The 22792-nt window shown below is 73.5% G+C and carries 19 protein-coding genes; 12 read left to right on the top strand and 7 right to left on the bottom strand.

Annotation, left to right across the window (positions count from 1 at the left end):
• Positions 1–5 precede the first annotated feature (5 nt).
• Positions 6–437 carry a MepB family protein gene (locus ACT7CP_RS03370; RefSeq protein WP_445443373.1) on the bottom strand — a complete coding sequence of 144 codons (432 nt, stop codon included), beginning with the start codon at positions 435–437 and terminating at the stop codon, positions 6–8.
• 127 nt (positions 438–564) lie between these two features.
• Complete coding sequence (locus tag ACT7CP_RS03365; protein WP_413962471.1) at positions 565–2799, bottom strand: acyltransferase family protein; 2235 nt, start codon at positions 2797–2799, stop codon at positions 565–567.
• A gap of 248 nt (positions 2800–3047) precedes the next feature.
• Here ACT7CP_RS03365 and ACT7CP_RS03360 point away from each other — a divergent pair, with 248 nt between their 5' ends.
• The 12 genes from ACT7CP_RS03360 to ACT7CP_RS03305 all read left to right on the top strand — a co-directional run bounded on the left by ACT7CP_RS03360 (position 3048) and on the right by ACT7CP_RS03305 (position 17344).
• A complete protein-coding gene (locus ACT7CP_RS03360; RefSeq protein WP_445443372.1) occupies positions 3048–4460 on the top strand; it encodes a tyrosine-protein kinase domain-containing protein in 1413 nt (470 codons plus the stop codon).
• Positions 4461–4469: 9 nt separating this feature from the next.
• Positions 4470–5189, top strand: a complete 720-nt coding sequence (locus ACT7CP_RS03355; RefSeq protein ID WP_445443371.1) for an arsenate reductase/protein-tyrosine-phosphatase family protein — start codon at positions 4470–4472, stop codon at positions 5187–5189.
• A gap of 90 nt (positions 5190–5279) precedes the next feature.
• Positions 5280–6755: a sugar transferase gene (locus ACT7CP_RS03350; protein WP_413962468.1), complete on the top strand. Its 1476-nt coding sequence runs from the start codon at positions 5280–5282 to the stop codon at positions 6753–6755.
• Entirely contained in the window at positions 6755–7885 is a 1131-nt protein-coding gene (locus ACT7CP_RS03345; protein ID WP_445443370.1) for a glycosyltransferase, read from the top strand. Before ACT7CP_RS03350 ends, ACT7CP_RS03345 begins: the two co-directional genes overlap by 1 nt.
• On the top strand, positions 7885–8931 hold the full coding sequence (locus tag ACT7CP_RS03340; protein ID WP_445443369.1) for a glycosyltransferase family 4 protein: 1047 nt from the start codon (positions 7885–7887) through the stop codon (positions 8929–8931). Before ACT7CP_RS03345 ends, ACT7CP_RS03340 begins: the two co-directional genes overlap by 1 nt.
• Positions 8928–10106: a polysaccharide transporter gene (locus tag ACT7CP_RS03335; protein ID WP_445443368.1), complete on the top strand. Its 1179-nt coding sequence runs from the start codon at positions 8928–8930 to the stop codon at positions 10104–10106. Before ACT7CP_RS03340 ends, ACT7CP_RS03335 begins: the two co-directional genes overlap by 4 nt.
• Positions 10103–11152 (top strand): polysaccharide pyruvyl transferase family protein, encoded by a 1050-nt coding sequence (locus ACT7CP_RS03330; RefSeq protein WP_445443367.1) that lies wholly within the window; start codon positions 10103–10105, stop codon positions 11150–11152. The genes ACT7CP_RS03335 and ACT7CP_RS03330 overlap by 4 nt, the downstream gene beginning before the upstream one ends.
• The gene (locus ACT7CP_RS03325; protein ID WP_445443366.1) at positions 11131–12825 is read left to right on the top strand and encodes an O-antigen polymerase; all 1695 of its coding nucleotides are present in this window, start codon (positions 11131–11133) and stop codon (positions 12823–12825) included. The genes ACT7CP_RS03330 and ACT7CP_RS03325 overlap by 22 nt, the downstream gene beginning before the upstream one ends.
• Positions 12822–14675, top strand: a complete 1854-nt coding sequence (locus ACT7CP_RS03320; RefSeq protein ID WP_445443365.1) for a DUF4012 domain-containing protein — start codon at positions 12822–12824, stop codon at positions 14673–14675. The genes ACT7CP_RS03325 and ACT7CP_RS03320 overlap by 4 nt, the downstream gene beginning before the upstream one ends.
• Before the next feature lie 211 nt (positions 14676–14886).
• Positions 14887–15414, top strand: coding sequence for a YdcF family protein (locus tag ACT7CP_RS03315; protein ID WP_413962461.1), 528 nt, complete (start codon positions 14887–14889; stop codon positions 15412–15414).
• A gap of 56 nt (positions 15415–15470) precedes the next feature.
• Positions 15471–16292 carry an endonuclease/exonuclease/phosphatase family protein gene (locus ACT7CP_RS03310; RefSeq protein WP_445443364.1) on the top strand — a complete coding sequence of 274 codons (822 nt, stop codon included), beginning with the start codon at positions 15471–15473 and terminating at the stop codon, positions 16290–16292.
• Positions 16293–16360: 68 nt separating this feature from the next.
• The gene (locus ACT7CP_RS03305; protein WP_445443363.1) at positions 16361–17344 is read left to right on the top strand and encodes an ATP-grasp domain-containing protein; all 984 of its coding nucleotides are present in this window, start codon (positions 16361–16363) and stop codon (positions 17342–17344) included.
• A gap of 65 nt (positions 17345–17409) precedes the next feature.
• Here the strand turns inward: ACT7CP_RS03305 and ACT7CP_RS03300 are convergent, their stop codons facing one another.
• The 5 genes from ACT7CP_RS03300 to ACT7CP_RS03280 form a co-directional block, all read right to left on the bottom strand.
• Positions 17410–17793, bottom strand: a complete 384-nt coding sequence (locus ACT7CP_RS03300) for a chorismate mutase (RefSeq protein ID WP_413962458.1) — start codon at positions 17791–17793, stop codon at positions 17410–17412.
• Positions 17794–17877: 84 nt separating this feature from the next.
• On the bottom strand, positions 17878–18297 hold the full coding sequence (locus tag ACT7CP_RS03295) for an organic hydroperoxide resistance protein (RefSeq protein ID WP_307503537.1): 420 nt from the start codon (positions 18295–18297) through the stop codon (positions 17878–17880).
• Between the two features lie 79 nt (positions 18298–18376).
• On the bottom strand, positions 18377–19048 hold the full coding sequence (locus ACT7CP_RS03290; protein WP_445443362.1) for a response regulator: 672 nt from the start codon (positions 19046–19048) through the stop codon (positions 18377–18379).
• A complete protein-coding gene (locus tag ACT7CP_RS03285; protein WP_445443361.1) occupies positions 19045–20421 on the bottom strand; it encodes a sensor histidine kinase in 1377 nt (458 codons plus the stop codon). The genes ACT7CP_RS03290 and ACT7CP_RS03285 overlap by 4 nt, the downstream gene beginning before the upstream one ends.
• 65 nt (positions 20422–20486) lie before the next feature.
• The gene (locus tag ACT7CP_RS03280; RefSeq protein ID WP_445443360.1) at positions 20487–22562 is read right to left on the bottom strand and encodes a serine hydrolase domain-containing protein; all 2076 of its coding nucleotides are present in this window, start codon (positions 22560–22562) and stop codon (positions 20487–20489) included.
• Positions 22563–22792 lie beyond the last annotated feature (230 nt).

The raw sequence follows: 22792 nt of genomic DNA, 5'->3' as shown, positions 1-22792 counted from the left end.
GAGCGTCAGTGCTCCGTGAAGGCGGGCGCCTGTGCGCGCTGCGTGGCCGTGGCCTGGGCGTTCAGCTCCGCGCACCAGCTCGGGTAGACGCGGAACCCGCGCTTGCCGGGCTTCCTCCCGGACGTGATCCCGAGCTCGGCGAGATGCGCGCGGGTGAACCGGAACGCGCCGCGCCTGCCCCCGTGCGCCACGAACACGAGCAGGCCGCGGGCGGGATCGTCGTCGGTGAACGGCTTGGTGGTGCCGTCCTCGGCACGCCGCCAGAAGGCCGTGTACGCGCCCGGCTTGGTCGGCGTGTTCCGTGCCGTGCGGATGTGCCAGGCCTCGCCGTCGATCCGGGCGATGCCCGACTCGTACTCCCCGCCCTGGGTCTCCGGGGTCACCTCGCCCGTCACCCCCACCGCGGCCGCGTAGGTCTCGAAGGCGGGGAACGGCACCCGGCCACGCTACCGCCCCGACTGGGTCGCGCGGCTGCGGCGGTCGGAGCCCGCCCGCCGCACGACGACGGGCGCCCCTCCGTGAGGAGGAGCGCCCGTCGTGGCGTGCGGTGATGCGGGAGGCGCGTCAGCCGGCCGCCGGAGCGACGATGCCGAGCGGCGCGAGGACGTCCGACATGATCGGCGCGAGGTCCTGGGACTGGCGGGCCGTGAGGTGCGACGTGTCGCCGCGCACGGGGATCCCGTTCACGAACGCCGGGCAGTTGCCCTGGCTGCAGAACCAGCCCTGCGTGTTGATGAACTGGACCGGCGCGCCGACCTCCTCGGCCGCCGCCGCCATGGTGCGGGCGTGGCTGATGAAGGACGGCGACACCTCGGCGCGGCAGTCGTTCGGCGAGCTGGTCGGCGTCTTGCACTCCACGAGCGCCGTGGCCGCCGGCGGGCGGGACAGGACGATCACGTTCGACGCGGCGCCCTTGAGGCTGTTCATGGTGGCGAGCGCACCGTCCTGCCACTCGCGGTCGGCGGCGCCGCCCACGGCCTTGCTCGACAGGTAGGAGTTGTCGACGGCCTCGCTCATGACGACGAGCGCGGGCTTCGTGGCGCCGATCTCGCCGAGCGCCCAGGTGCGGAAGTCGCCGCACTCGGTGTACTCGGATCCGTCGGTGTCGGTGCTCGAGACGGTGGACGCGGGGCAGCGGGCCATCGTCAGCACGCGGACCTTCCACTCCTCGCCGAGGCTGGCGCGCAGCATGGGCGCGTAGCTGATCGCGAGCGAGTCGCCGAAGACGACGGCCGTCTTGTCGGCGCCGGCGTCCTGCTTCCCGTAGGAGCAGTGCTCGGTGTTGCGGATCGCGTCCTTCTCCTTGGCCAGGTCGGCGCCGAGGCAGCCGTCCTTCGCCCACTCGGGCGCGATGACGTCGCGGCCGAAGTCGCCGAACGACTCGACGGCGGGATCCAGCGCCGGCCACTCGTCGGCCGCGAGGGCCGCCGTGACCTGCTCGGCGCGGACCTCGAGCGCGTTGCCCGTCGGCGGGGCCCCGCCGGGAGGACCGGCGGTCGGCGAGGTCGCGATCTGGCTGCCGCCCGTCGGCTCGTCGCGCACGACGGCGACGGCCACGACGCCCACCACGGCGACCGCGACGACGGCCAGGGCCGCGACGGTCACCTTCAGCTGGGCGCCCGCGGAGCGGCGGCCGGCCTTCTTCGGGTCGAGCCAGCTGGAGCGGCGGATCGGATCCTCGACGAGGTGGAAGGAGGCGATCGCGAGCACGAGCGTGGCGCCGATGGCGGCCGCGTAGTAGACGGTGCGGTCGCGGATCACGGAGTCGAGCAGGATGATCACCGGGAAGTGCCAGAGGTACAGCGAGAACGACAGGCGCCCGATGTAGGTGGTGACCGGGTTCGTGATCGGCACCATGGCCTTCGAGACGCCGCCGATGCCCGACGCGATGACGAGCGCGGTGGAGACGACCGGCAGCAGGGCCGACGGCACCGGGAAGGCGAGGTCGCCCGCGATGACGAAGAACGACACGACGATGCCCGCGAGGCCGACGTAGCCGAGCACGGGGCGGATCGCCGCCGGCAGGGAGGACAGCCGCGCCGCGAAGATCGCGAGGAGCGCGCCGACGCCGAGCTCCCACGCGCGGGAGAAGGTGGAGAAGTACGCGACGGTCGGGCGGGCCGAGGTCTCGTAGAAGCCCCACGCCAGCGACGCGACGATGAGGACGCCGACCGCGATGCCCATGTAGACGGGCAGCAGGCGGGCGCGCTGGGTGCGGTTCTTGGGGGTGCGGCGGCGCACGAGCGCGATCACGAGGACCATCAGCACGGGCCAGACGAGGTAGAACTGCTCCTCGACCGACAGCGACCAGTAGTGGCGGAACGGCGAGATGGGGCCGTCGGCCGCGAAGTAGTCGGTGCCGGCGCTGGCGAAGTGCCAGTTGGAGACGAAGAGGGCGGACCAGACGGCGTCCCAGAGGCTGGCCTGCGCGCGCACGACGTTGAAGACGAGGAACGAGACCGCGGTGGTGACGACGAGCACGAGGAGCGCGGCCGGCATGATGCGGCGGACGCGCCGCTTGTAGAAGTCCAGGAACGAGATCTTCTTGGTGCGCTCGTACTCCTTGAGGAGCAGGCCCGTGATGAGGAAGCCGCTGATCACGAAGAAGACGTCGACGCCCACGAAGCCGCCGGAGGGCCAGTCGAAGAGGTGGTCGACGATGACCGCGACGACCGCGAGGGCGCGCAGGCCCTCGACGTCCGGGCGGAATCCGCGGTTCACCGTGGCCGGCGAATCCCCCTCGGGCGGCGGGTTCTTGTCGTCGGGCGCGGAGCGGAGCTCCGACGGGTCCGGGAGCACGGGAGTACCCCGGCGAAATGTCTGCGAGCTCATAGCCCAGGTCCCCTACTTGCTCGTGTACCGCCGTGCAGCACTGCTGTAGGAGCGACCCTAACAGGGCGTCAGAGGGCCTACCATGCCCCGGACGGGGGCGTCCGGGGCTGCCTGCCGGGCTCGTGAGCTGTGTGATGATAGACAGCCGAGGCTGTGGATATCCCACGTATGCGGACACTCCGCGCCTGTGTGCTTTTGGGGAAGGGTTCTACGTTATGGCGCTCCGTGACTTCATTCGGATGCTGCGGAGGGGCGCGGTGCTGATCATCCTGACCCTCCTGGTCGGGGTGGGCGCAGCAGCTGCCTTCTCCCTCCTCCAGACCCCCGAGTACGAGGCCTCGACGAAGATGTTCGTCGCACCCAGCAGCTCGGGCAACGTCCAGGAGCTCCAGCAGGGCAACAACTTCACCCAGCAGGCGGTGAAGAGCTACGCGGACGTCGTCACGACCCGCGCCGTGCTCCAGCCCGTCATCGACCAGTTCGACCTCGACATCACGTCGCGCGAGCTGGCCGAGTCGGTCCGCGCCTCCGCGCCGCTCGACACCACGATCATCGACATCACGGTGAAGGACCAGTCCCGCCAGGACGCCGCGACGCTCGCGGACGCCATCGGCGCGAGCCTCACCACGGTCGTCGGCACGCTCGTCCCCGAGACGATCGAGGGCACGCCGCAGGTGCAGATCACGCAGCTCGAGCAGGCGGAGCTCCCCGAGTCGCCGTCCTCGCCCAACCTGCCCGTCAACATCATCGTCGGCGCGCTCATCGGCCTCCTCATCGGCGTGGGCGTCAGCCTCCTCCGCGAGACGCTCGACAACCGCATCCGCGGGGAGCGCGACGTCGAGCTGGTCACGACCAAGCCGATCCTCGGCGGCATCGCGTACGACCCGAAGGCGACCGAGCGTCCGCTCATCGTCCAGGACGACCCGCGCAGCCCCCGGGCGGAGTCCTTCCGCAGCCTCCGCACGAACCTCCAGTTCCTGGAGTTCGGCGGCCGCTCGCGCAGCTTCGTCATCACCTCCTCCATCCAGGGCGAGGGCAAGTCGACCACCAGCTCCAACCTCGCGCTGGCGCTGGCCGACTCCGGCATCAAGGTCGTCCTCATCGACGCCGACCTCCGCCGTCCGCGCCTCGCGTCCTACATGGGCCTCGAGGGCGCCGTGGGCCTCACCGACATCCTCATCGGCCGCGCCGAGATCGAGGACGTCATCCAGCCCTGGGGCTCGGGCATGCTCTCGATCCTCCCCGCCGGCCAGATCCCGCCGAACCCGTCCGAGCTCCTCGGCTCGCAGGGCATGGCCCGCCTGCTGCAGGACCTCGAGGCGCGCTACGACGTGGTGCTCATCGACGCCCCGCCGCTGCTCCCCGTCACCGACGCGGCGATCCTGTCCAAGAACGCCGGCGGCGCGATCATCGTCGTCGCCGCGGGCCGCACGCACCGCACCCAGCTGAAGAGCGCCATCGCCAACCTCACCAACGTGGGCGCGGACGTGCTCGGCCTCGTCATCACCATGCTCCCCACCAAGGGCCCGGACGCGTACGGCTACGGCCACTACGGCTACGGGTACGGGTACACGGAGGACGAGGACGGCCAGAAGACCAAGGCGCCCATCGAGAAGATCAAGGCGTAGCTCCCCTCCATGTCGGAACTCCCCCCCACGAGCCGCAGGGCCGCACGCGCGGCCCTCGGCGACGCATCTTCCGCGAGCGTCGACGACGGCTCGTTCCGCGTCCTGTTCGTCTGCTCGGGCAACATCTGCCGCTCCGCCCTCGCCGAGCAGGTCCTGCGCGCACGCGTCCGGGCCATCTTCGGCGGCGACGCGGGCGAGGCCGACTCGGTCGTGCGCTTCTCGAGCGCTGGCACGATCGCGGCCGAGGGGCAGCGGATGCCCGAGCAGGCCGCGGAGCTCTCCGTGCGGTACGGCGGGGACCCGAGCGGGCACGAGGCCAGGTACCTGACGCCCGGCATCATCCAGGGCGTCGACCTCGTGCTCACGATGGCGCGCGAGCACCGCAGCGCCGTCGTGCGCGCGGTGCCCCGCGCCAACCGCTTCACCTTCACCATCCGCGAGTTCGCGGCGCTCTTCGAGCACCTGGTCGAGGTGTCGGGCGACGAGAAGCACATCGCCTGCGACGGCGACGTGCCGGCGCAGCTGCGGGCGCTCATCCCGCTCGTCGCGGCGCAGCGCGGCGTGACCCGCCCGCCCGCCCACGAGGACGACTACGACGTGGTCGACCCCTACCGCCGCTCGCAGGCCACCTACGACGCCTCGGGGGAGCAGGCCGGCGGAGCCATCGAGACGATCCTCGAGTCGGTGCGGGCCGTGACCCGCACCGACGCGCCCCGCTCGCGGGGCTGACCTACCAGCCCGCCACCGCACACGCGAGCGCACCGCGCTCCATCAGCCACGACCGGCTCCCGATCGGGAGCCGCACGCCCCGGGGGACCAGTGGACACGCAACAGACACGACGCACGGACGAGGCCCAGGAGGGCTCGCGCTGGCGGGTCGTCTACGCCCGGCGCCTGGCGCTGAGCGACGCGATCGTCATCATCCTGACGACCTTCGGCGTCCAGTTCCTGTGGTTCGGGAGCACGGCCGGCACGGTCGACCTCGGCGGCAACGCGCCCGACGTGGCGGTGACCTACACGATGGTCTCCGTCGTGCTGATCCTCGCGTGGCTGTTCGTGCTGAGCGTCTACAGCACGCGCGACTACCGCATCGTCGGCACGGGCACGCAGGAGTACAAGCAGGTCGCCGACGCGACGCTCCGGCTCTTCGGCATCATCGCCATCGTCGCCTTCCTCGTGAAGATCGACCTGGCGCGCGGCTACATCATCACGGGCCTGCCGCTCGGCCTCGTGCTGCTGCTCCTGTCGCGCGCGCTCTGGCGCGTGTGGCTGTCGGCCCAGCGCCGCCGCGGCGAGTTCTCCTCGCTGATCCTCCTGGTCGGCTCCCTCGAGAGCACCACCCACACCGCCACGACCCTCGCCCGCGCCCCCAAGGCCGGCTACCGCGTCGTGGGCGCGTGCCTCACCGGTGACGCGCGGCCGTCGCGCCTCCCGGGCCTCGACGTGCCCGTGGTCGGGAACGCGGACGACGCGCTCGCCGAGCTCGAGCGGCTCGGCGCCGACACCCTCGTGCTCACGTCCAGCGACGAGCTGCCGCCGGAGCGGATCCGCGAGCTCAGCTGGTCGCTCGAGCCCGGCCGCCACCACCTCGTCATGGCCCCCGGCCTCACCGACATCGGCGGCCCCCGCATCCACACGCGCCCCGTCGCGGGCCTCCCCCTCATCCACGTCGAGACGCCGCGCTTCGAGGGCCGGAAGCTCCTCTCCAAGCGCCTGTTCGACATCGTCGTGTCGGGCATCACGCTCATCGTGCTGAGCCCCGTGTTCCTGATCCTCGCGATCCTCATCAAGGCCACGAGCACGGGCGACGTCTTCTACAAGCAGGAGCGCATCGGCCTCAACGGCCAGCCGTTCCACATGCTGAAGTTCCGGTCGATGCGCATGAACGCCGACGCCGAGCTCTTCGCGCTGCTCGAGCAGCAGGGCACGGCGGACACCCCGCTGTTCAAGGTCACGGACGACCCGCGCATCACCAAGGTCGGCGCCGTCCTCCGCCGCTACTCGCTCGACGAGCTGCCGCAGTTCCTCAACGTGCTCCTCGGCTCCATGAGCCTCATCGGCCCGCGCCCGCAGCGCGAGGGCGAGGTCGCGCTGTACGACAGCGCCGCCCGCCGCCGCCTCCTCATCAAGCCCGGCATGTCCGGCCTCTGGCAGGTCTCCGGGCGCTCGTCGCTCTCGTGGGAGGACGCCATCCGCCTCGACCTCTACTACGTCGAGAACTGGTCGCTCACGGGCGACATCATCATCCTCGCGCGCACGTTCAAGGCCGTCTTCGGCGCGGACGGGGCCGTCTGATGGGCGGGCTGCTGGTCCAGGAGTGGATCGAGAAGTCCGGCGGATCCGAGAAGGTGTTCGACGCGTTCGCGCACGCCTTCCCCGACGCCGACCTCTTCACGCTCTGGAACGACGACCCGGGCCGCTACGGCGACCGCCCGGTGCGGGAGAGCTGGATCGCCCGCACGCCGCTCCGGAAGCGGAAGCCCCTCGCGCTGCCGTTCATGCCGCTCACCTGGAGCTCGCTCGACCTCGACGCGTACGAGTGGACGCTGTCGAGCTCGCACCTGTTCGCGCACCACCTCGGCCACGGCGACCACGCGACCCGGCAGCACGTCTACGTGCACAGCCCCGCCCGCTACCTCTGGACGCCGGACCTCGACCAGCGCGGCGCCAACCCGCTCGTCAAGGCCGCCGCTCCCCCGCTCCGGGCGCTCGACCGCCGGCGCGCGCAGGCGTCGCACGCCGACTTCGCGGCGAACAGCGCGTTCGTGCAGGCCCGCATCCGCGCCGCGTGGGACGTGGACGCGCAGGTGATCCACCCGCCCGTGGACGCGACCGCGATCCGCGCGACCCCCTCGTGGGAGGACGCCCTCACCGGATCCGACGCCGCCCTCGCCGCGTCCCTGCCGGAGTCGTTCCTCCTCGGCGCCAGCCGCTTCGTGCCGTACAAGCGCCTCGACCTCGCGATCCGCGCGGGCGAGGCCGCGGGCGTGCCCGTCGTGCTCGCCGGGTCCGGCCCGCTCGCCGAGGAGCTGCGGGCGCAGGCTGCGGCCGCGACCGTGCCCGTCACCGTCATCCCGCGTCCCTCGGACGCCCTGCTCTACACGCTCTACCAGCGCTCGCTCGCGTACGTGTTCCCCGCGGTCGAGGACTTCGGGATCATGCCCGTGGAGGCGATGGCCGCGGGCGCGCGTGTGCTCGTCAGCGACGTGGGCGGCGCGACCGAGAGCGTCGTCGACGGCGTCACGGGCGTGCACGTGCACGACTGGGACGGCTCCGGCCTCGCCGACGCCGTGGCCCGCGCGGCCGCGCTCGACCCGGCCGACAGCGTCCGCCGCTCCGCCGACTTCGACGCGTCCGTGTTCGAGCGCCGCATCGCCTCCTGGGTCCGCCACGACGGCTCCCGGCTCGACGGGGTGGCCGCCTGATGCGCCGGCTCGTCGTCAATGAGGCCTACGCGGGGCAGCGGATCACCGGCCAGCAGCGCTACGCGGTGGAGATCGCCCGCGCGCTCGACGGCAAGGAGGGCGTCACGCGCGCCACCCCGTCGTCGCGCATCGCCTCGTCCGGTGCGCGCAGCTGGCTCTGGGTGCAGACGACCCTGCCGTGGCTCACGCGCCAGGACGTGCTCCTGTCGCTCACGAGCCGCGCGCCGCTCGTGCACCGCCGCCACATCGTGGTCGTGCACGACCTCTTCGTGCTCACGAACCCCGAGTGGTACAGCCGCGAGTACGTCGTGACCCACGTGCCCCTGCTCAAGGCGAACCTGCGCGACGCGCGCGTCATCGTCACCGTGAGCGAGCCCGTCGCCGAGCAGGTGCGCGAGCTCGGCCTCTCCAGCGCGCCCGTCGTCGTCGCGCCCAACGCGCCGAGCCCCGTCTTCGGCGAGCCGCGCGGCGCCGAGGAGCGCACGCGCGTGCTCGAGAAGTTCGGCGTCAGCGACGGCGGGTACCTGCTCGCGGTCGGCAGCATGGATCCGCGCAAGAACCTCAAGCGCCTCACCGAGGCGTACCTCGCGCTGCCCGAGGAGACCCGCGCCGCCGCACCGCTCGTGCTCGTCGGCGCCAAGAGCGCCGTGTTCGGCGACGTCGACATGGCGGAGTCGGACGACATAAAGCTGGCCGGCTACGTGACCGACGACGAGCTCGCCGTGCTCTACGCGGCGTCCCGCGGCGTCGTCTTCCCGAGCCTCGCGGAGGGCTTCGGCCTGCCGCTCGTGGAGGCCATGGTCGCCGGCGCCCGCCTCGCCGTCTCGGACATCCCCGTCTTCCACTGGATCTGCGGCGACGACGCGACGTACTTCTCCCCCGCCGACACGTCCGCCATCACCGAGGCGCTGGCCCGGCTCGCCGGCGCCGACCCGCTCGGCGACGAGGAGGCCGCGCGCATCCGCCGCGCCGTCACCTCGCGCTTCGACTGGCGCACGAGCGCGCGCACGGTGCACGACGCCTACCAGAGCATCGGGACCCGATGATCCGTCGTCTCGGACTGCTGCTCCCCACGGGCGCGGCAGGGCTCACGCGCGTGCTCCAGCTGGTGCTGCTCGTGGTCCTCACGCGCCTGTCCGAGGGGTCGGCCGGCAACGCGCTCGTGACCGGGTTCGCGCTCCTCAGCTCGTTCGCGATCATCACCGACTCGGGCGCCGCGAACTTCCTGCTGTCGCTGCCGCGCACGCGCCTCACCCGCGGCGTGCACGCGCGCGCGGTGGCCTTCCACCTGGGCCTCGGATCGCTGGGCGCGGCCATCGCGGTGGTGCTCACGGTCGCGGCCGCCTCGACGATCCCCGGCGAGGCCGTGCTGCTGCTCGTCGCGCTCGGCGTCAGCCAGGTGCTCGACTCGCTCACCCGCACGATCCGCGCGCCCCTGCTCGTCGGCCGTCGCGACGCGTCCTACGCCTTCCCCGACCTCGCGCTCGTGGTGCTGAAGGCCGTGCCGCTGGTGATCGCGGTGCTCGTGCCCGAGATCCTCGTGCTCCTCGCCTTCCCCGTCGTCTCGCTCGTCGTCACCGCGGGCACATGGGTCGCCGTCCGCCGCGGCCTCGCGACCACGAGCGACGAGCCCGTGCGCGTCTTCCCGCAGATCCTGGAGTTCGGGCTGTCGGGATCGCTGAGCGCCCTCTACTCGCAGGCGCCGCTCGTGCTCGGCACGGCGATCCTCGGCGTCGACGCGGTCACGCCGCTCGCGCTCGCCTACCGCGTCGTGCAGCCGCTCGAGGTCGTGCCGGCCACGCTCTCGCAGCAGCTGATCCCCCGCATCCGCACGGCCGGCCGCTCGGCCCGCGCCTACTGGTGGCGGTTCGCGCTCGGCGGCCTCGTGCTCGCCGGGATCATCGCGTTGATCCGCGAGCCCGTCGAGCAGGTCTTCGGCGGCGACGCGTTCGACCAGGTCGTGTTCCTCGTGATCCTCCTCTCGGTCGCCCCGAAGTTCGGCAACTACGCGCTCATGGCGTATGCGATGGGCTCCGGCCTCATCCGCGTGCGGCTCACCGCCACCATCGTCACGGGCGTCGTCGCCGTGGTCCTCACGCTCGTCGCCTGCCTCACCGCCGGCACCGTCCTCCTCGCCGGCGTCACGCTCGTCAGCGAGCTCGTCCTGAGCGCCGCCATCGCCGCGCTCCTCATCCGCAACCGCAGGAAGGACGTCGCATGAGGATCCTCATCGTCTCCGCCGACCGCACCCTCGCGTCCGGCCACCCGCAGAACCTCGGCGACGCCTTCCTCACCGACGCGCTCTCCGAGCGACTCCGCCGGGCCGGCCACGAGACCGTGGTCGCCGACTTCGGCCAGACCGCGCGCCGTGACTCCACCGAGGAGCGCGCCCGCGTCTCTGGCGTCCGCCCCCTCGCCGACCTGGTGCGCCAGGTCGACGCGGTCGTCGTCGGCGGCGGCACGCTGCTCGCCGACGACCAGCCGGGCCGGCCCTTCGCGGGTCTCCCCCGCCTCATGGCCGTCACCGGCCTCCTCGCCCGCACCAGCCGCACGCCGCTCGCCGTCTTCGGCGTGGGCGCGGATCCCGTCAGCCGCCGCCGCGCGCGCCTCGCCCTCCGCGCGGGCCTCGACGCCACGCGCGTCTGGACCCGCGACCCCGCCTCCGCCGGCCGCGCCGCCGGCTACTCGCGGCTCCCCGTCGAGGTGGCCGCCGACGTCAGCCTCTTCGCCGCCCCGGAGCTCGCCGAGCTGGCCGCACCGGCCGACCGCCGACGCGGCGCCGTCGTCGCGCTGAACGCGAAGCACTCCCCGCAGGCCACGCTCGCGGACGTCCGGGCGCTCGAGGAGCGCTTCGGCGAGGTCGTGTTCGTCTCGATGGACCAGGGCGACGACTCCGACGTCGGCGCGCTCCGGCCCGAGGTCCGCGCCCGGCTCGTCACCGAGCCCGGCGACCACGGCTGGCGCCGTGCGGCCGAGATCATGGCGGACCGCGAGGTGATCGTCGCCTCTCGCATGCACGCCATGTACCTGGGTACGATGCTGAGGACGCCCGTGGTCGCGGTCGGCGGGGCCACCAAGGTCGGCGCGTTCGTCACCGAGTTCGGGACGCGCACGGAGCCGTCCTTCGACCAGGCGGTCCGCACCGCCATCGCTGGGCCGGCCGACGCCGGCGCCGCGGCCACCACCGCGGCGGCTCTCGTCGCCGCCACCGCCCGCCTGGACGCGGCTTTCGAGGAGATGACTTCATGGGTCCGACGTACCGCCTAGCGACCCCGGCGGTCTTCGCGGCCGCCGTGGTCCTCACCATCCTCGCCGCGCTCGGCGGCGTGGCCCTCCTCGGCAACGAGCTCTCCTACCCGTTCATGATCGCGGTGCTCGCGGTCCTGCTCGTGGGCGTGCTCGTGAAGGAGACCGTCTCCAACGGCGACCCGCTGACCCCCGGCGGCATCGTCGCCGCCACGGGCCTCCTCCTCTTCGTGCTCCGCCCGCTCACCGTCGCGAACAGCGGCGAGACGAGCCCCGGCGCCATCGCCGACACGCGCTTCTTCTCCCCCACGCTGCAGCTCGCCGCGAGCTCCGCCCTCATCGAGGCGCTGATCTTCTTCTCGGCCTTCTTCGTCGTCTACTACTACTCGGTCTCCCGCGAGGCCCGCCGCATCGCCCGCGGCGGCGAGGACGCCGCGGCCCTCGAGCAGAACGCCCTCGCCGGCGGCCCCGCCGTCATCGACCCGGACACCCAGGTCCGGTGGCAGCGCGTGTTCAACACGTCGGTGTCGCAGGCGCTCGTGGTGATCTCCGCGGTCATCGCGCTCGGCCTGCTCGTGTACCTGGTGCTCAGCTCCGGCGGCATCCAGGCGTACATGACGGGACTGGCGAACCGGAGCGACTTCCTCTCCGGCAAGTCGTTCATCGGTCTCTCGTACATCCCCGTGCAGATCGCGATCGTCTACAACGTGCTCGCCCGCCGCCAGAAGGGCCTCGAGGCCTGGAACTGGGTCAACCTGCTCGCGGTCGTCGTGCTCGTGATCTGCGCCGGGTCCGCCGGCGGCCGCGGCCCGCTCATCATCGGCGTGTTCCTGCCGTTCCTGATCCTCAAGCAGATCGGCCCGAAGCCGTTCCGCTTCCGCAGCATCGCCCTCATCGGCGGCATCACGGCCGTGGTCGCGATGGTCTACTCGATCGTCATCCGCGAGTCCACCTTCGACAACGGCCGCTCGCTCGACCGCCTGACGCAGGACCCGATCGGCGTGCTCCTCGACCGCCTCACCAGCGGCATCGAGACGCGGCCGTTCGACGTGCTCATCCGCCTCAACGAGGTCGCGGCGCTGCCCGACTTCGTCTACCAGTGGGGTGCCACCTACGCCGCCGTGCCCGCGTGGTTCGTCCCCCGCGGCCTCTGGGAGGACAAGCCCTTCGGCGGCGGCAACACGTGGTTCACGTCGACGTACGTGCCCCGCTTCTACGGCGTCAACCGCGTCGAGACGAGCCTCTCGGCCATCGGCGAGGCGTACTCGAACTTCGGGATCGCCGGGGTCGTCGCCGTCGGCGCGCTCCTCGGCCTCGTGGCGAGCCTGTTCATCCGCTCCCGCATGCGCCGCCGGGGCCTGCTCGGCGCCGCGATCGCGGTCGTCGTCACCCCGTACCTCTTCTCCCTCATCCGCGGCGACGCGTACCAGGGCATGTCGACGAGCATCGCCTCGCTCGTGATCCTCGTGCTGTTCTTCTGGTTCGCCTCCACCCGCAAGCAGGTCACCGGGCCGCTCAGCGCGCCCGTGCCCCTGCCCGACGAGACCGCGTCCGCCGCCGTCCGCGAGCAGGCGCTCGTCGGTGCGGGCGCGCGCCCTGACGCCGGCACCGCCGACGAGGCCCGCCCCGCGATCGGCAACGGCCGGGCGTTCCCGGCCGGACGGCCGGCCGTGACCTGGACCCCCGAGCGGTGACGGGCTTCGACGACCTCATCGCCGGATCCGACGGCCCCGCGGGCCGAGGCGACCGCAGTGCCGACCGCGGCTCCTCCCGCACGCGGCGCCCGCTCTGGAAGCGCAAGCGCCTCTGGATCCCCGTCGGCGTGCTCGGCGTCGCCGTGGTCGGCACCGCGGTCTCCGCCGCGCTGATCCTCCCCCGCGTCGACACCGTGCAGGGCGAGCTCCGCGAGGCGCTCCCGCTCTCCGACCAGGTGCAGACGGCGCTCCTCGCGGGCGACGTCGACACCGCGAAGGCGGGCGCCGCCGAGCTCCGTGACCACACCGCCAAGGCCGCCGAGGCCGCGGACGACGGCGTCCTCGCCGCGTACGAGTGGATCCCCGTCGTCGGCCCGAACCTCCACGCCGCCCGCGTGCTGGCCGCCACCTCCGACCGGCTGGCGACCGACGTCGTCACCCCGGCCACCGAGGTCTCGCTCTCCGCGTTCACGCCCGTGCTCGGCCGCATCGACCTCGACGGGATCCGCTCCCTCGGGCAGACCGTCGACACCGCCTCGGAGGGCCTGGCCGGCGCGCGCGCCGAGCTCGACACGGTCGACCGCGACCGGCTGTGGGCGCAGGTCGCCGACGACGTGACGCTCATGGACGAGACCCTCACCAGCACGGAGGAGACGGCGGGCACGTTCCGCGAGGTCACGGGGATCCTCCCGGACCTCCTCGGCGCCGAGGGTCCCCGCAACTACCTGCTCATGTTCCAGAACAACGCCGAAGTCCGGTCCACGGGCGGCAACCCGGCCGCGCTCGTGCTGCTGACCGTCGAGGACGGCAGCGTGCGGATCGCGAAGCAGGCGTCGAGCAACGACTTCCCGCGGAACGTGCGCCAGGGCGAGGTCCCGGACGAGACCGTGCGCCTCGTCGAGCCGCGCGCCGACCGGTTCGAGCAGAACATCACGATGTTCCCCGACTTCCCCACCTCCGGCGCCCTCGCCAAGTCGTACTGGGAGCGGTACCTCGGCGACCGCGTGGACGGCGTCCTGTCGTTCGACCCCATCGCGCTCAGCTACCTGCTCCAGGCGACCGGCCCGATCACGCTGGCCACCGGCGACGTGCTGGACGCCGAGAACGCCGTGCCCACGCTCCTCGGCGCGGTCTACAGCCAGTACCCCGACTACCTCGCGCAGGACCGCTACTTCGCGAGCGCGGCCGGCACGATCTTCGCGAAGCTCGTCACCGACACCCCGCCCGTCGTCCCGCTCGTGCAGGCGCTCGACAAGGCGATCGACGAGCGGCGCCTCCTCATGTGGAGCACCGTCCCCGAGGAGCAGGAGCTCATCGAGGGCGGGCCGCTGAGCGGCGCGCTGCCGGACGACAACGCGGACCAGACCTCCATCGGCCTGTTCTTCAACGACATCGGCTCGGGATCCAAGATGAGCTACTACCTGCGCTCCGGCTCCCGCATCGAGGCCGAGACGTGCGGCGACACCACCACGTACCGGGTCGCCGTCGACATGACGAGCATCGCCCCGGTCGACGCCGCCACGAGCCTCCCGCGCTACGTCACGGGCCTCGACGGCAAGGCCAAGGGACGCCAGTTCGACGACCTCCTCGTCTACGGGCCCGTCGGGTCCACCGTCGAGGAGTGGTCGACCGACGCCGACCTCACCACCGAGGAGGCCCGCGGCACCGACATGGGTCGGGGCATGATCCGCATCCGCACCGAGCTCGCGCCGCAGGACACCAAGACCGTCGAGGTCACCTTCACCATGCCCGCCTCCGACGACGCCGGGCCGCTGGAGGTGCGGCACACGCCGCTCGTCCGGCCGCTCGAGTCCGAGATCAGCCAGGTGCCCTGCTCCACGGGCGGCTGATCCCCCACCCTTCGCCCCGGCTGATCCCGCCCCGGATGGGGGCTTAGCCACCGTGTCCCGACCCCCGTAGGCTCGACGAGCCGCCGGGGGACGACCCGCCCCCGCACGCCCGCACGCCGCCCCCGCGGATCCTCCAGGCCGAGAGCACACGTTGACACCCAGCACCGCCACCACACGTCCGCGACGAGCGGGCCGGATCCGCCGATGGATCGTGGGCAGCCTCCTGGCCGTCCTCGTCCTCCTGCTCGCCTGGCTCCTCGCCGGGATCCCGCTCTTCGTGTTCCCGCCGGCCAGCCAGCCGGACAAGGCCGACGTCATCTACGTGATCGGCCCGCCCAACCCGACGCGCCGCGACCTCGCGGCGAAGCTCGTCGACGAGGGCTACTCCGACACGGTGGTCTTCTCCGTGCCGACGACCGGCCCGCAGTCGGCCGGCGAGCTCGCGGCCTGCAACGGCGAGTTCCCCTACCCCGTCACCTGCGACACCCCCTCGCCCTTCACGACGCAGGGCGAGGCCCGCTACCTCAAGGAGAAGTCCGAGGAGAACGGGTGGACGAGCGCCATCGTCATCACCTGGACCCCGCACGTGACCCGCACGCAGCTGATCTTCGACCGCTGCTTCGAGGGCGACCTCATGGTGGTCGAGGACCCGGTGGACTTCGACCTCCGCCAGTGGGTCTCGCAGTACACGTACCAGACCGGCGCCTTCGTCAAGGCGCTCGTCACGCCCGGCTGCTGATCCGGATCAGGCCGCCGCGGTCCTCGCGGTCAGCCGGGCGGGGTTGAATGGTCGGCATGACCCTCGCGATCGGCCCGACGACCGGCGACGACCTCCACCTCATCTCCCTCAACGTGCGCATGCCGTGGCACGGCACCCGCCAAGGCGAGGCCGACCACTGGCCGGAGCGCCAGGAGGTGCTCACCCGGTTCCTCCAGCAGGAGCGCCCCACGGTGCTCGGCGTGCAGGAGGCGCTGTGGCCGCAGGTCCAGGCGATCGAGAAGGCGCTCCCGCCCTCGTACCGCATGGTCGGGCAGGGCCGCGAGGGCGGCAGCCACGGCGAGCACGGTGCGATCTTCTACCAGGCCTCCCGCCTCACGCTCCTCGAGCACGACGTGATGTGGCTCTCGGACACCCCCGACGTGATCGGCAGCATGACGTGGGGCAACCCCATGCCGCGGATCCTCACCTGGGCCCGCTTCCAGGACGAGGCCACCGGCCACCCGCTCGTCGTGCTCGTGACGCACCTCGACCACGACGTGGCCGAGGCCCGCGACCGGTCCGCCGAGGCCATCGCCGAGCTGGTCCGCACGCGCTTCCCCGGCCTGCCCGTCGTCCTCATGGGCGACTTCAACGCGCCCGTCGACTCGTTCCCCTACGACGTGCTCACCCGCCGGGCGGGGCTCCGCGACTCCTGGCTCGACACCGCCCGCCAGGCCACGCCGGCCTTCGGCACGTTCCCCGACTACCGGCGGCCCGTGGTCGGCGACCCGCGCATCGACTGGATCCTCGTCGGCGACCGCGTCGAGGTCCGCGCCGCCGCGATCAACGACTTCTCCTGGCGCGACCGCATGATGAGCGACCACCTGCCCGTGCAGGCGCTCGTCCGGCTGAGCTGAGCGGGGCCCGCCTCGCCGCCGCGCGTCACGCGGACGGCGCCGCCTCCCCGGCCTCGTAGCCTGGGGGGATGAGCACCCCGCCGAAGGTCTACGCCGTCCACGAGAACCCCGAGTGGTTCGGGCCGTTCGCCGCCGCGCTGGACGCGCGCGGCGTCCCCTACGAGGAGTGGCTCCTCACCGACGGCGTGCTCGAGATCGACGAGGCGCCGCCCGAGGGGATCTTCTGGTCGAGGATCAGCGCCTCGGCCCACACGCGCGACCACGCGCTCTCCAAGGACTACACGCGCGCGCTCATGTCGTGGCTCGAGGCGCACGGCCGCCGCACGGTCAACGGCCGCCGCACCATCGAGCTCGAGGTGAGCAAGGTCGACCAGCTCACCGCGCTCCGGGCCGCGGGCCTCGAGGTGCCCAGGACGCGCGCGGTGGTGGGCAGCCACCGCATCGTCGAGGCGGCGCAGGGGCTCCCGACGCCGTTCATCACCAAGCACAACCAGGGCGGCAAGGGCCTCGGCGTCCGCCGGTTCGAGAGCGTCGAGGAGCTGGCCGCCTACGTGGAGGGGCCGGACTTCGAGGAGCCGCAGGACGGGATCACGCTGCTGCAGGAGTTCCTGGAGGCGGCGACCCCGCGGGTCACGCGGGTGGAGATCGTGGGCGGGCGCTTCGTCTACGCGATCCAGGCCGACACCGCGCGCGGCGGCTACCAGCTGTGCCCCGCGGACGCGTGCGCGATCGACCCGGCGACCGGGGCGCTCGTGATGCCGCCCGGGGCCACCATCGCGCAGCAGCCGGGCGACACGATCTTCTCCCTGCGGGAGGACGTCACCGCGGAGCACCCGCTCGTGGAGCGCTACGTGGCGTTCCTCGCGGGGCTCGGGATCGAGGTGGCGGGCATCGAGTTCATCGAGACCGCCGACGGCCGGCTCGTGACCTACGACGTGAACACGAACACGAACTACAACGCGGGCGTCGAGGCGGTCGCGGAGCGCTCGGGCCCGGGTGCGGTGGCGGAGCTGCTGGAGCGCGTGCTGCGGGAGACGTACCCGGAGACCTGACGCGGCGGGCGGGCCCGCGCACGGACGATCCGCACGGACGGCCCGCGCGGGCGGACCCGACGGCGTCAGGCCGTCGGGCCGCCGTCCTCGGGCGCGACCGCGCTCGTGTCGACGTCCTGCGCGTCCGCGATGCGCGTGTGGTGGTGGATGACCTCGGCGACGATGAAGTTCAGGAACTTCTCCGCGAAGGCCGGGTCGAGGCGGGACTCCTCGGCGAGCGCGCGGAGGCGGAGGATCTGGCGGCGCTCGCGCTCGGGATCCGCCGCGGGCAGGCCGTGCGCGGCCTTGAGCCGGCCGACGGACTGCGTGAACTTGAACCGCTCGGCCAGCAGGTGGACGAGGGCGGCGTCGATGTTGTCGATGCTGCCGCGGATCTCCCCCAGCTCCTCGAGGGCGTCCCGGGCGTCGTCGTCGAGGGGAGCCCCTGCGGGGCCGGTGTTCTCAGGCATGCCTCGACCCTACCGATCGGACCCGGGACGACGGAGGCGGGCGTCCCCATCGGGGGCGCCCGCCTCGCGGATCGTGCGGGTGGATCAGTCGACGATGGAGATCTTCACGTCGATGTTGCCGCGGGTCGCGTTGGAGTACGGGCAGACCTGGTGGGCCGCGTCCGCGATCTCCTGGCGGCGCTCGGGCGCGACGTTCGGGAGGTAGACGTCGAGCTCGACCGCGAGGCCGAAGCCGCCGGATCCGTTGTCGCCGATGGAGACGCTGGCCGAGACGCCCGCGTCCTTCGTGTCGACGCCGGCGTTCTTGCCGACGAGGTGGGTGGCGCCCAGGAAGCAGGCGCTGTACCCGGCGGCGAAGAGCTGCTCGGGGTTCGTGCCCTCGCCCGAGCCGCCCATCTCCTTGGGGGGACGGGTGTCGAAGTCGATGCGGTCGTCCTCGCTGCGGACATGTCCGTCGCGTCCTCCGCCGGAGGCGTGCGCGATAGCGGTGTAGATGGGTTCCATGCCCCCATCAGACCACGATCGAGCTGGGAGCGGGCGGCGCGTCGCGTGGACGCGCGCGGGACGGAAGGTGGACAGCGGGTCAGGGCAGGAGGCCGGAGCGGTAGCCCCAGACCACCGTCTGCAGGCGGTCGCGCGTGCCGAGCTTCGTCATGATCCGGGTCAGGTGCGACTTCACCGTGCTCGTCTCGATCACGAGGCGGCCGCCGATCTCGTCGTTCGACAGGCCGTCGCCGAGGAGCCGCACGATGTCCTGCTCGCGCGGCGTGAGCACGTCGACGCCGGGGTGCACGGCGGACGCGGCGCGGCGGCGCGTGAACTCCGCCATGACCCGGCGGGTGGTCACGCCGTCGAGCGCGGCCTGACCCGCGGCGAGCGCGCGGACGGCGGCGATGAACTCGTCCGGCTCCGCGTCCTTGAGCACGAAGCCGCGGGCGCCGGCCTCGAGCGCGCCGAAGACGTACTCGTCGAGGTCGAAGGTCGTGGCGACGAGGACGGCGGGGCCGGGGCGGTCGTCCGCGGGGCGGGCCTCGCCGTCCGCGCCGGTGATCGCCCGGGTCGCCTCGATGCCGTCACCGCCCGGCATGCGCACGTCCATCACGACGACGTCGGGCGCCAGGCGGCCGACGAGCACCACCGCCTCGCGGCCGCCGGACGCCTCGCCGACCACCTCGATGCCTCCGGCCGTCTCGAGGACGACGCGGAAGCCCGCGCGCACGATGGACTGGTCGTCGACCAGCACCACGCGGATCACGCGCCGGCCCCCGCGTCCGCGGCGACGGGCTCGACCGGGAGCTCCAGGCGCACGCGCCAGGTGCTGGAGGCGGTGGGGCCCGCCTCCAGCCGCCCGCCCACGAGCGCGGCCCGCTCGCGCATCCCGACGAGGCCGTAGCCCGGGGCACCCGCGGGCGCGACGGCCGGCAGCGGGTTCTCGACCACGAGCACGAGCCGGGCGGGACCGGCCTCGGTGGTGAGGGTCACGGCGGATCCGGGGGCGTGCCTCCGGGCGTTCGCGAGCGACTCCTGCACCGTGCGGTACGCGGTGACGTCGGCGAGCGGCGCGAGGGTCGGCAGCTCGCCGGTCGCGCGCTCCTCCACGGCGGTTCCCGAGGCGCGGGCCGCGCGCACGAGGCCGTCGACGTCGGCGAGGCCCGGGACGGGGACCTCGCCGGCCGGGCCGCCGGGGCCGGATCCGGTGGGGCCGTCGTCCGTCTGCCGCAGGATCCCGACGATGGAGCGGAGCGCGTCGAGGGTCTCCCGGCCCTGCACGCGGATCCCCCGCAGCGACGCCCGCGCCCGCTCCGGGTCGATGTCCACGAGGCGCTCGGCGGCGCCCGCCTGCACGACGAGCGCCGTGAGGTGGTGCGCGGCCACGTCGTGCAGCTCGCGCGCCATGCGGGTGCGCTCGGCGGCGACCGCGGCGCGGGTGAGGGTGGCCTGGTGCTCCACGGTCTCCACGGCGCGGGCGAGCGCGTCGCGGTCGTGGCGGCGGCGGAGCGCGACCCAGGATCCGACGGCGGCGCTGGCCACCGCGATGAGGATCCCGCTGGCGAGGATCGACGCCGCGTCGACCGCGACGGGGAGGCCGAGCGGCAGGCGGACGGCGTCGGGCACGAGCGCCGCGCGGACCTGGCCAGTCGCGGCGAACAGGGCGCCGACGGCCTCGATCCCGAGGGCCGCCGCGACGATCCGCGCGGTGGGCCCGACGGGCAGCCGCACGCCGACCGTGTAGGCGGCGACCACGGGCGCCGCCGCCCAGAACGCGAAGCCGGGCGGCAGCACGGCGACGAGCCCGGCCTGGAGCACCGACACCGCGAGGAGCGTGGCCCGCGGGTGGCGGCGGCGGACGGCGAGCGGCGCGCACTGGGCGACGGCGAGGATCCCGATGAGCCACGCCTGCGCCGACGACATGCCGCGCGCCGTGCCGTCAGCCCAGGCGAGCGCGAGGAGGCCCGCGAGGAGCACGAGGGTGACGACGGCCCAGGCGACGGCGGCGGCCGCGTCGCGCCCGGCGTCGGAGCGGATCCCGACGCGGTCGAGGCCGCGCCGGACCCCGTCGCCGAGGGCCGCGCCGGGGCGGGCGCCGGATCCGCGCGGGGCGTCGGGGGCGTGCGTCGCGTCGGTCACGCTCCGAGCATGCCAGGCGGCCAGGCCGCGGCCGTCGCTGCGACCGTCGCCGTCGCCGTCGCGCATCAGTAGCTCACGCTCGGCGCGAGCAGCCGGAACCCGACCGCGAAGGCCGCGACGCCGACGAGCGCGACCAGCACGAGCACCCGGCCCGCGATAATCCACGCCCCGCGGCGGGTGCGCACGGCCTGCCATGCGGCGAGCGCGGCGGGGATCACGGCGAGGGCGCCGAGGAGCTGCAGCCCCTGGAGGGTGCGCAGCGTCGCCGCGGGGACGTCGGTGAACGAGAGCGCCTGCACGGCCGCGACCGACCAGCCGGCGAGCGCCAGGAGCGTCACCGCCTGCCCGATGCGGGACAGGAGCAGCGCGCGGCTCCGGCGAGGGCGCGGGGTCGCGACGGCGGCGTCCGCACGGGCGTCGCGGCGACGGCGTCCGATGCCCGCGATGGCGGTGGCCGGCCACACGACGACCGAGACGAGCAGTACGGCCACGGCGGCCAGCAGCCCGGGGATCACCGCGGATGCCGCCTGCCACGGCTCGGCCCGGAGGAGCGTGAAGGACGCGCCCCACGTGATCCCGTCGACCGGACCGCCGTCGGCGGAGGCGCGCGTCGCGATCACGGCGTCGCCGCCGACCTCGCGCCACAGGTCGTCGCCCGCCTTCTCGTAGACGCCCGTGGTGACGGCGAGCGGCTTCGGGGTGATGGCGATGGTGCCGTCGGCGCGGGGCACGATCTCGGTCTGGCCGCTGAGGGAGAGCAGCGCGCCCGGGTTGGAGAACGGGGCGCGGGAGGAGATCCACGTGCCGGCGAGGTCGGCCGCGGCCTCCGGGTCGCCGACGGGGGCGGCGGACGTGCCGACGGCGTCGCCGGCGGGGCGCAGGTACCGGTCGGCGAAGCCCTGGAGGACGGTGGTCCGGAGCTCCAGGGTGTCGACGGCGTCGCGCCCGTTGCCGTTGAAGGTCACGAAGATGCCGGCATCGCTGTCGGGGAACATGCGCATCGCGGTGTGGAAGACGTTCGTGTCGCCGTCGTGGCCGAAGGCCGGGACTCCCGGCGTGCTGTCGTCGAAGAAGCCGAGGGCCATGCGCTGGCCGGCGGCGAACGTGCCGAGCTGGTCGGCGTCGAGGGCCGGGCGGTGCATCTCGTCGAGGGTCGCCGGATCCAGCAGCGCCTGGTCGGCGGGCAGGTCGCCGAGGTGGCCGAGCATGAAGCGGGCCATGTCGGATGCCGTGGCCGAGAGCGCGCCGGCGGGCGCCGCGTTGACGACCTCCGTCGGGTACGCGGGCTGCGTGTCGTCCGGGTAGCCCTTCGCGAGGCGCGCGTCGAGGTCGGCGGGGAGCGGCTGCGCGAAGGACGACGAGGTCATCCCGGCGCGGTCGAGCACCTCCTCCTGCACGAGGTCGACGAACGCCTTCCCGCCCACGCGCTCGGCGACGTAGCCGGCGAGGCTGGCGCCGTAGTTCGAGTACGCGGGGGTGGTGCCCGGCGCGAAGACCTGCGCGGGCGGATCCGTGCGCATCACGTCGCCGAGGGAGCGCTCGGTGCCGGGCAGGCCGATGAGGCCCGTGATGACCTCCTCGAACCCGGCCGTGTGGGTCAGCAGGTGCCGCAGCGTGACGGGGCCCTTCGGGGTGTCCAGGTCGAAGTCGAGGTGCTGCTGCACGTCGGCGTTGAGGTCGAGCCGCCCCTCCTCCACGAGCTGCATGACCGCGGTGGCGGAGACCACCTTGGAGACGGAGCCGACGCGGAAGAGCGTGCGGTCGGGATCCACCGGCGTCGCGGGGGTGCCCTCGGTGCCGGTGTCCGCGAGGCCGTAGCCGCGGGTGGTGAGCACCTCGCCGTCGGCGACGACCGAGACGGCCGCGCCGGGGATGCCGGTGGTCTGCAGGGCGGAGCCGACGACGCCGTCGAGCCAGGTGTCGACGTCGGCGCGGGTGAGGTCGTGCCCGCCCGGCTGGTGCTGGGGCGGAGCGGGCGGCGGCGGATCCGCGGGGGTCGCCGACGTGGCGGCGCCGGCCGCGAGCGGGATCGCCAGGGCGAGCGCCACGGCGCCGACGACGGACGCGAGGCGGCGGGATCGTCGCGGTCGGCGGCCGCGCGGGAGGGCGGGGGCGGTGGAGGTGCGGGGTGTCGTGTCCATGCATCCCACGCTCCCGGCTCCGCGCCCGCGGCACAGGGGGCGGGAGTCGGCACCTCGCCTGCGACTCGAGTCGCAGGCGGGGGTGCGCCTCGCGTCCCGGGCGCCCGCGTGCGGGCGTGGTCGCCACCGGCGGGAGGAGGGGACGCCGCGGCCGGACGGGGGTGCGCGCCCGCCCCGCGGACGCCGTACAGTGAGCGCGTCGCCCTGCATCGCCAGAGCCGAACGACGCG

It is taken from the genome of Clavibacter rahimiani, from assembly GCF_052654495.1.
The sequence above is the reverse complement of the archived record's forward strand: the minus strand, read 5'-3'. Positions and strand labels throughout refer to the sequence as shown.

Excerpts from the sequence above, each read along its gene's own strand:
- ACT7CP_RS03360 (WP_445443372.1), top strand. The coding sequence starts at position 3,048 with ATGGCGCTCCGTGACTTCATTCGGATGCTGCGGAGGGGCGCGGTGCTG.
- ACT7CP_RS03355 (WP_445443371.1), top strand. The coding sequence starts at position 4,470 with ATGTCGGAACTCCCCCCCACGAGCCGCAGGGCCGCACGCGCGGCCCTC.
- ACT7CP_RS03345 (WP_445443370.1), top strand. The coding sequence starts at position 6,755 with ATGGGCGGGCTGCTGGTCCAGGAGTGGATCGAGAAGTCCGGCGGATCC.
- ACT7CP_RS03340 (WP_445443369.1), top strand. The coding sequence starts at position 7,885 with ATGCGCCGGCTCGTCGTCAATGAGGCCTACGCGGGGCAGCGGATCACC.
- ACT7CP_RS03335 (WP_445443368.1), top strand. The coding sequence starts at position 8,928 with ATGATCCGTCGTCTCGGACTGCTGCTCCCCACGGGCGCGGCAGGGCTC.
- ACT7CP_RS03330 (WP_445443367.1), top strand. The coding sequence starts at position 10,103 with ATGAGGATCCTCATCGTCTCCGCCGACCGCACCCTCGCGTCCGGCCAC.
- ACT7CP_RS03325 (WP_445443366.1), top strand. The coding sequence starts at position 11,131 with ATGGGTCCGACGTACCGCCTAGCGACCCCGGCGGTCTTCGCGGCCGCC.
- ACT7CP_RS03310 (WP_445443364.1), top strand. The coding sequence starts at position 15,471 with ATGACCCTCGCGATCGGCCCGACGACCGGCGACGACCTCCACCTCATC.
- ACT7CP_RS03305 (WP_445443363.1), top strand. The coding sequence starts at position 16,361 with ATGAGCACCCCGCCGAAGGTCTACGCCGTCCACGAGAACCCCGAGTGG.
- ACT7CP_RS03300 (WP_413962458.1), bottom strand. The coding sequence starts at position 17,793 with ATGCCTGAGAACACCGGCCCCGCAGGGGCTCCCCTCGACGACGACGCC.
- ACT7CP_RS03295 (WP_307503537.1), bottom strand. The coding sequence starts at position 18,297 with ATGGAACCCATCTACACCGCTATCGCGCACGCCTCCGGCGGAGGACGC.
- ACT7CP_RS03280 (WP_445443360.1), bottom strand. The coding sequence starts at position 22,562 with ATGGACACGACACCCCGCACCTCCACCGCCCCCGCCCTCCCGCGCGGC.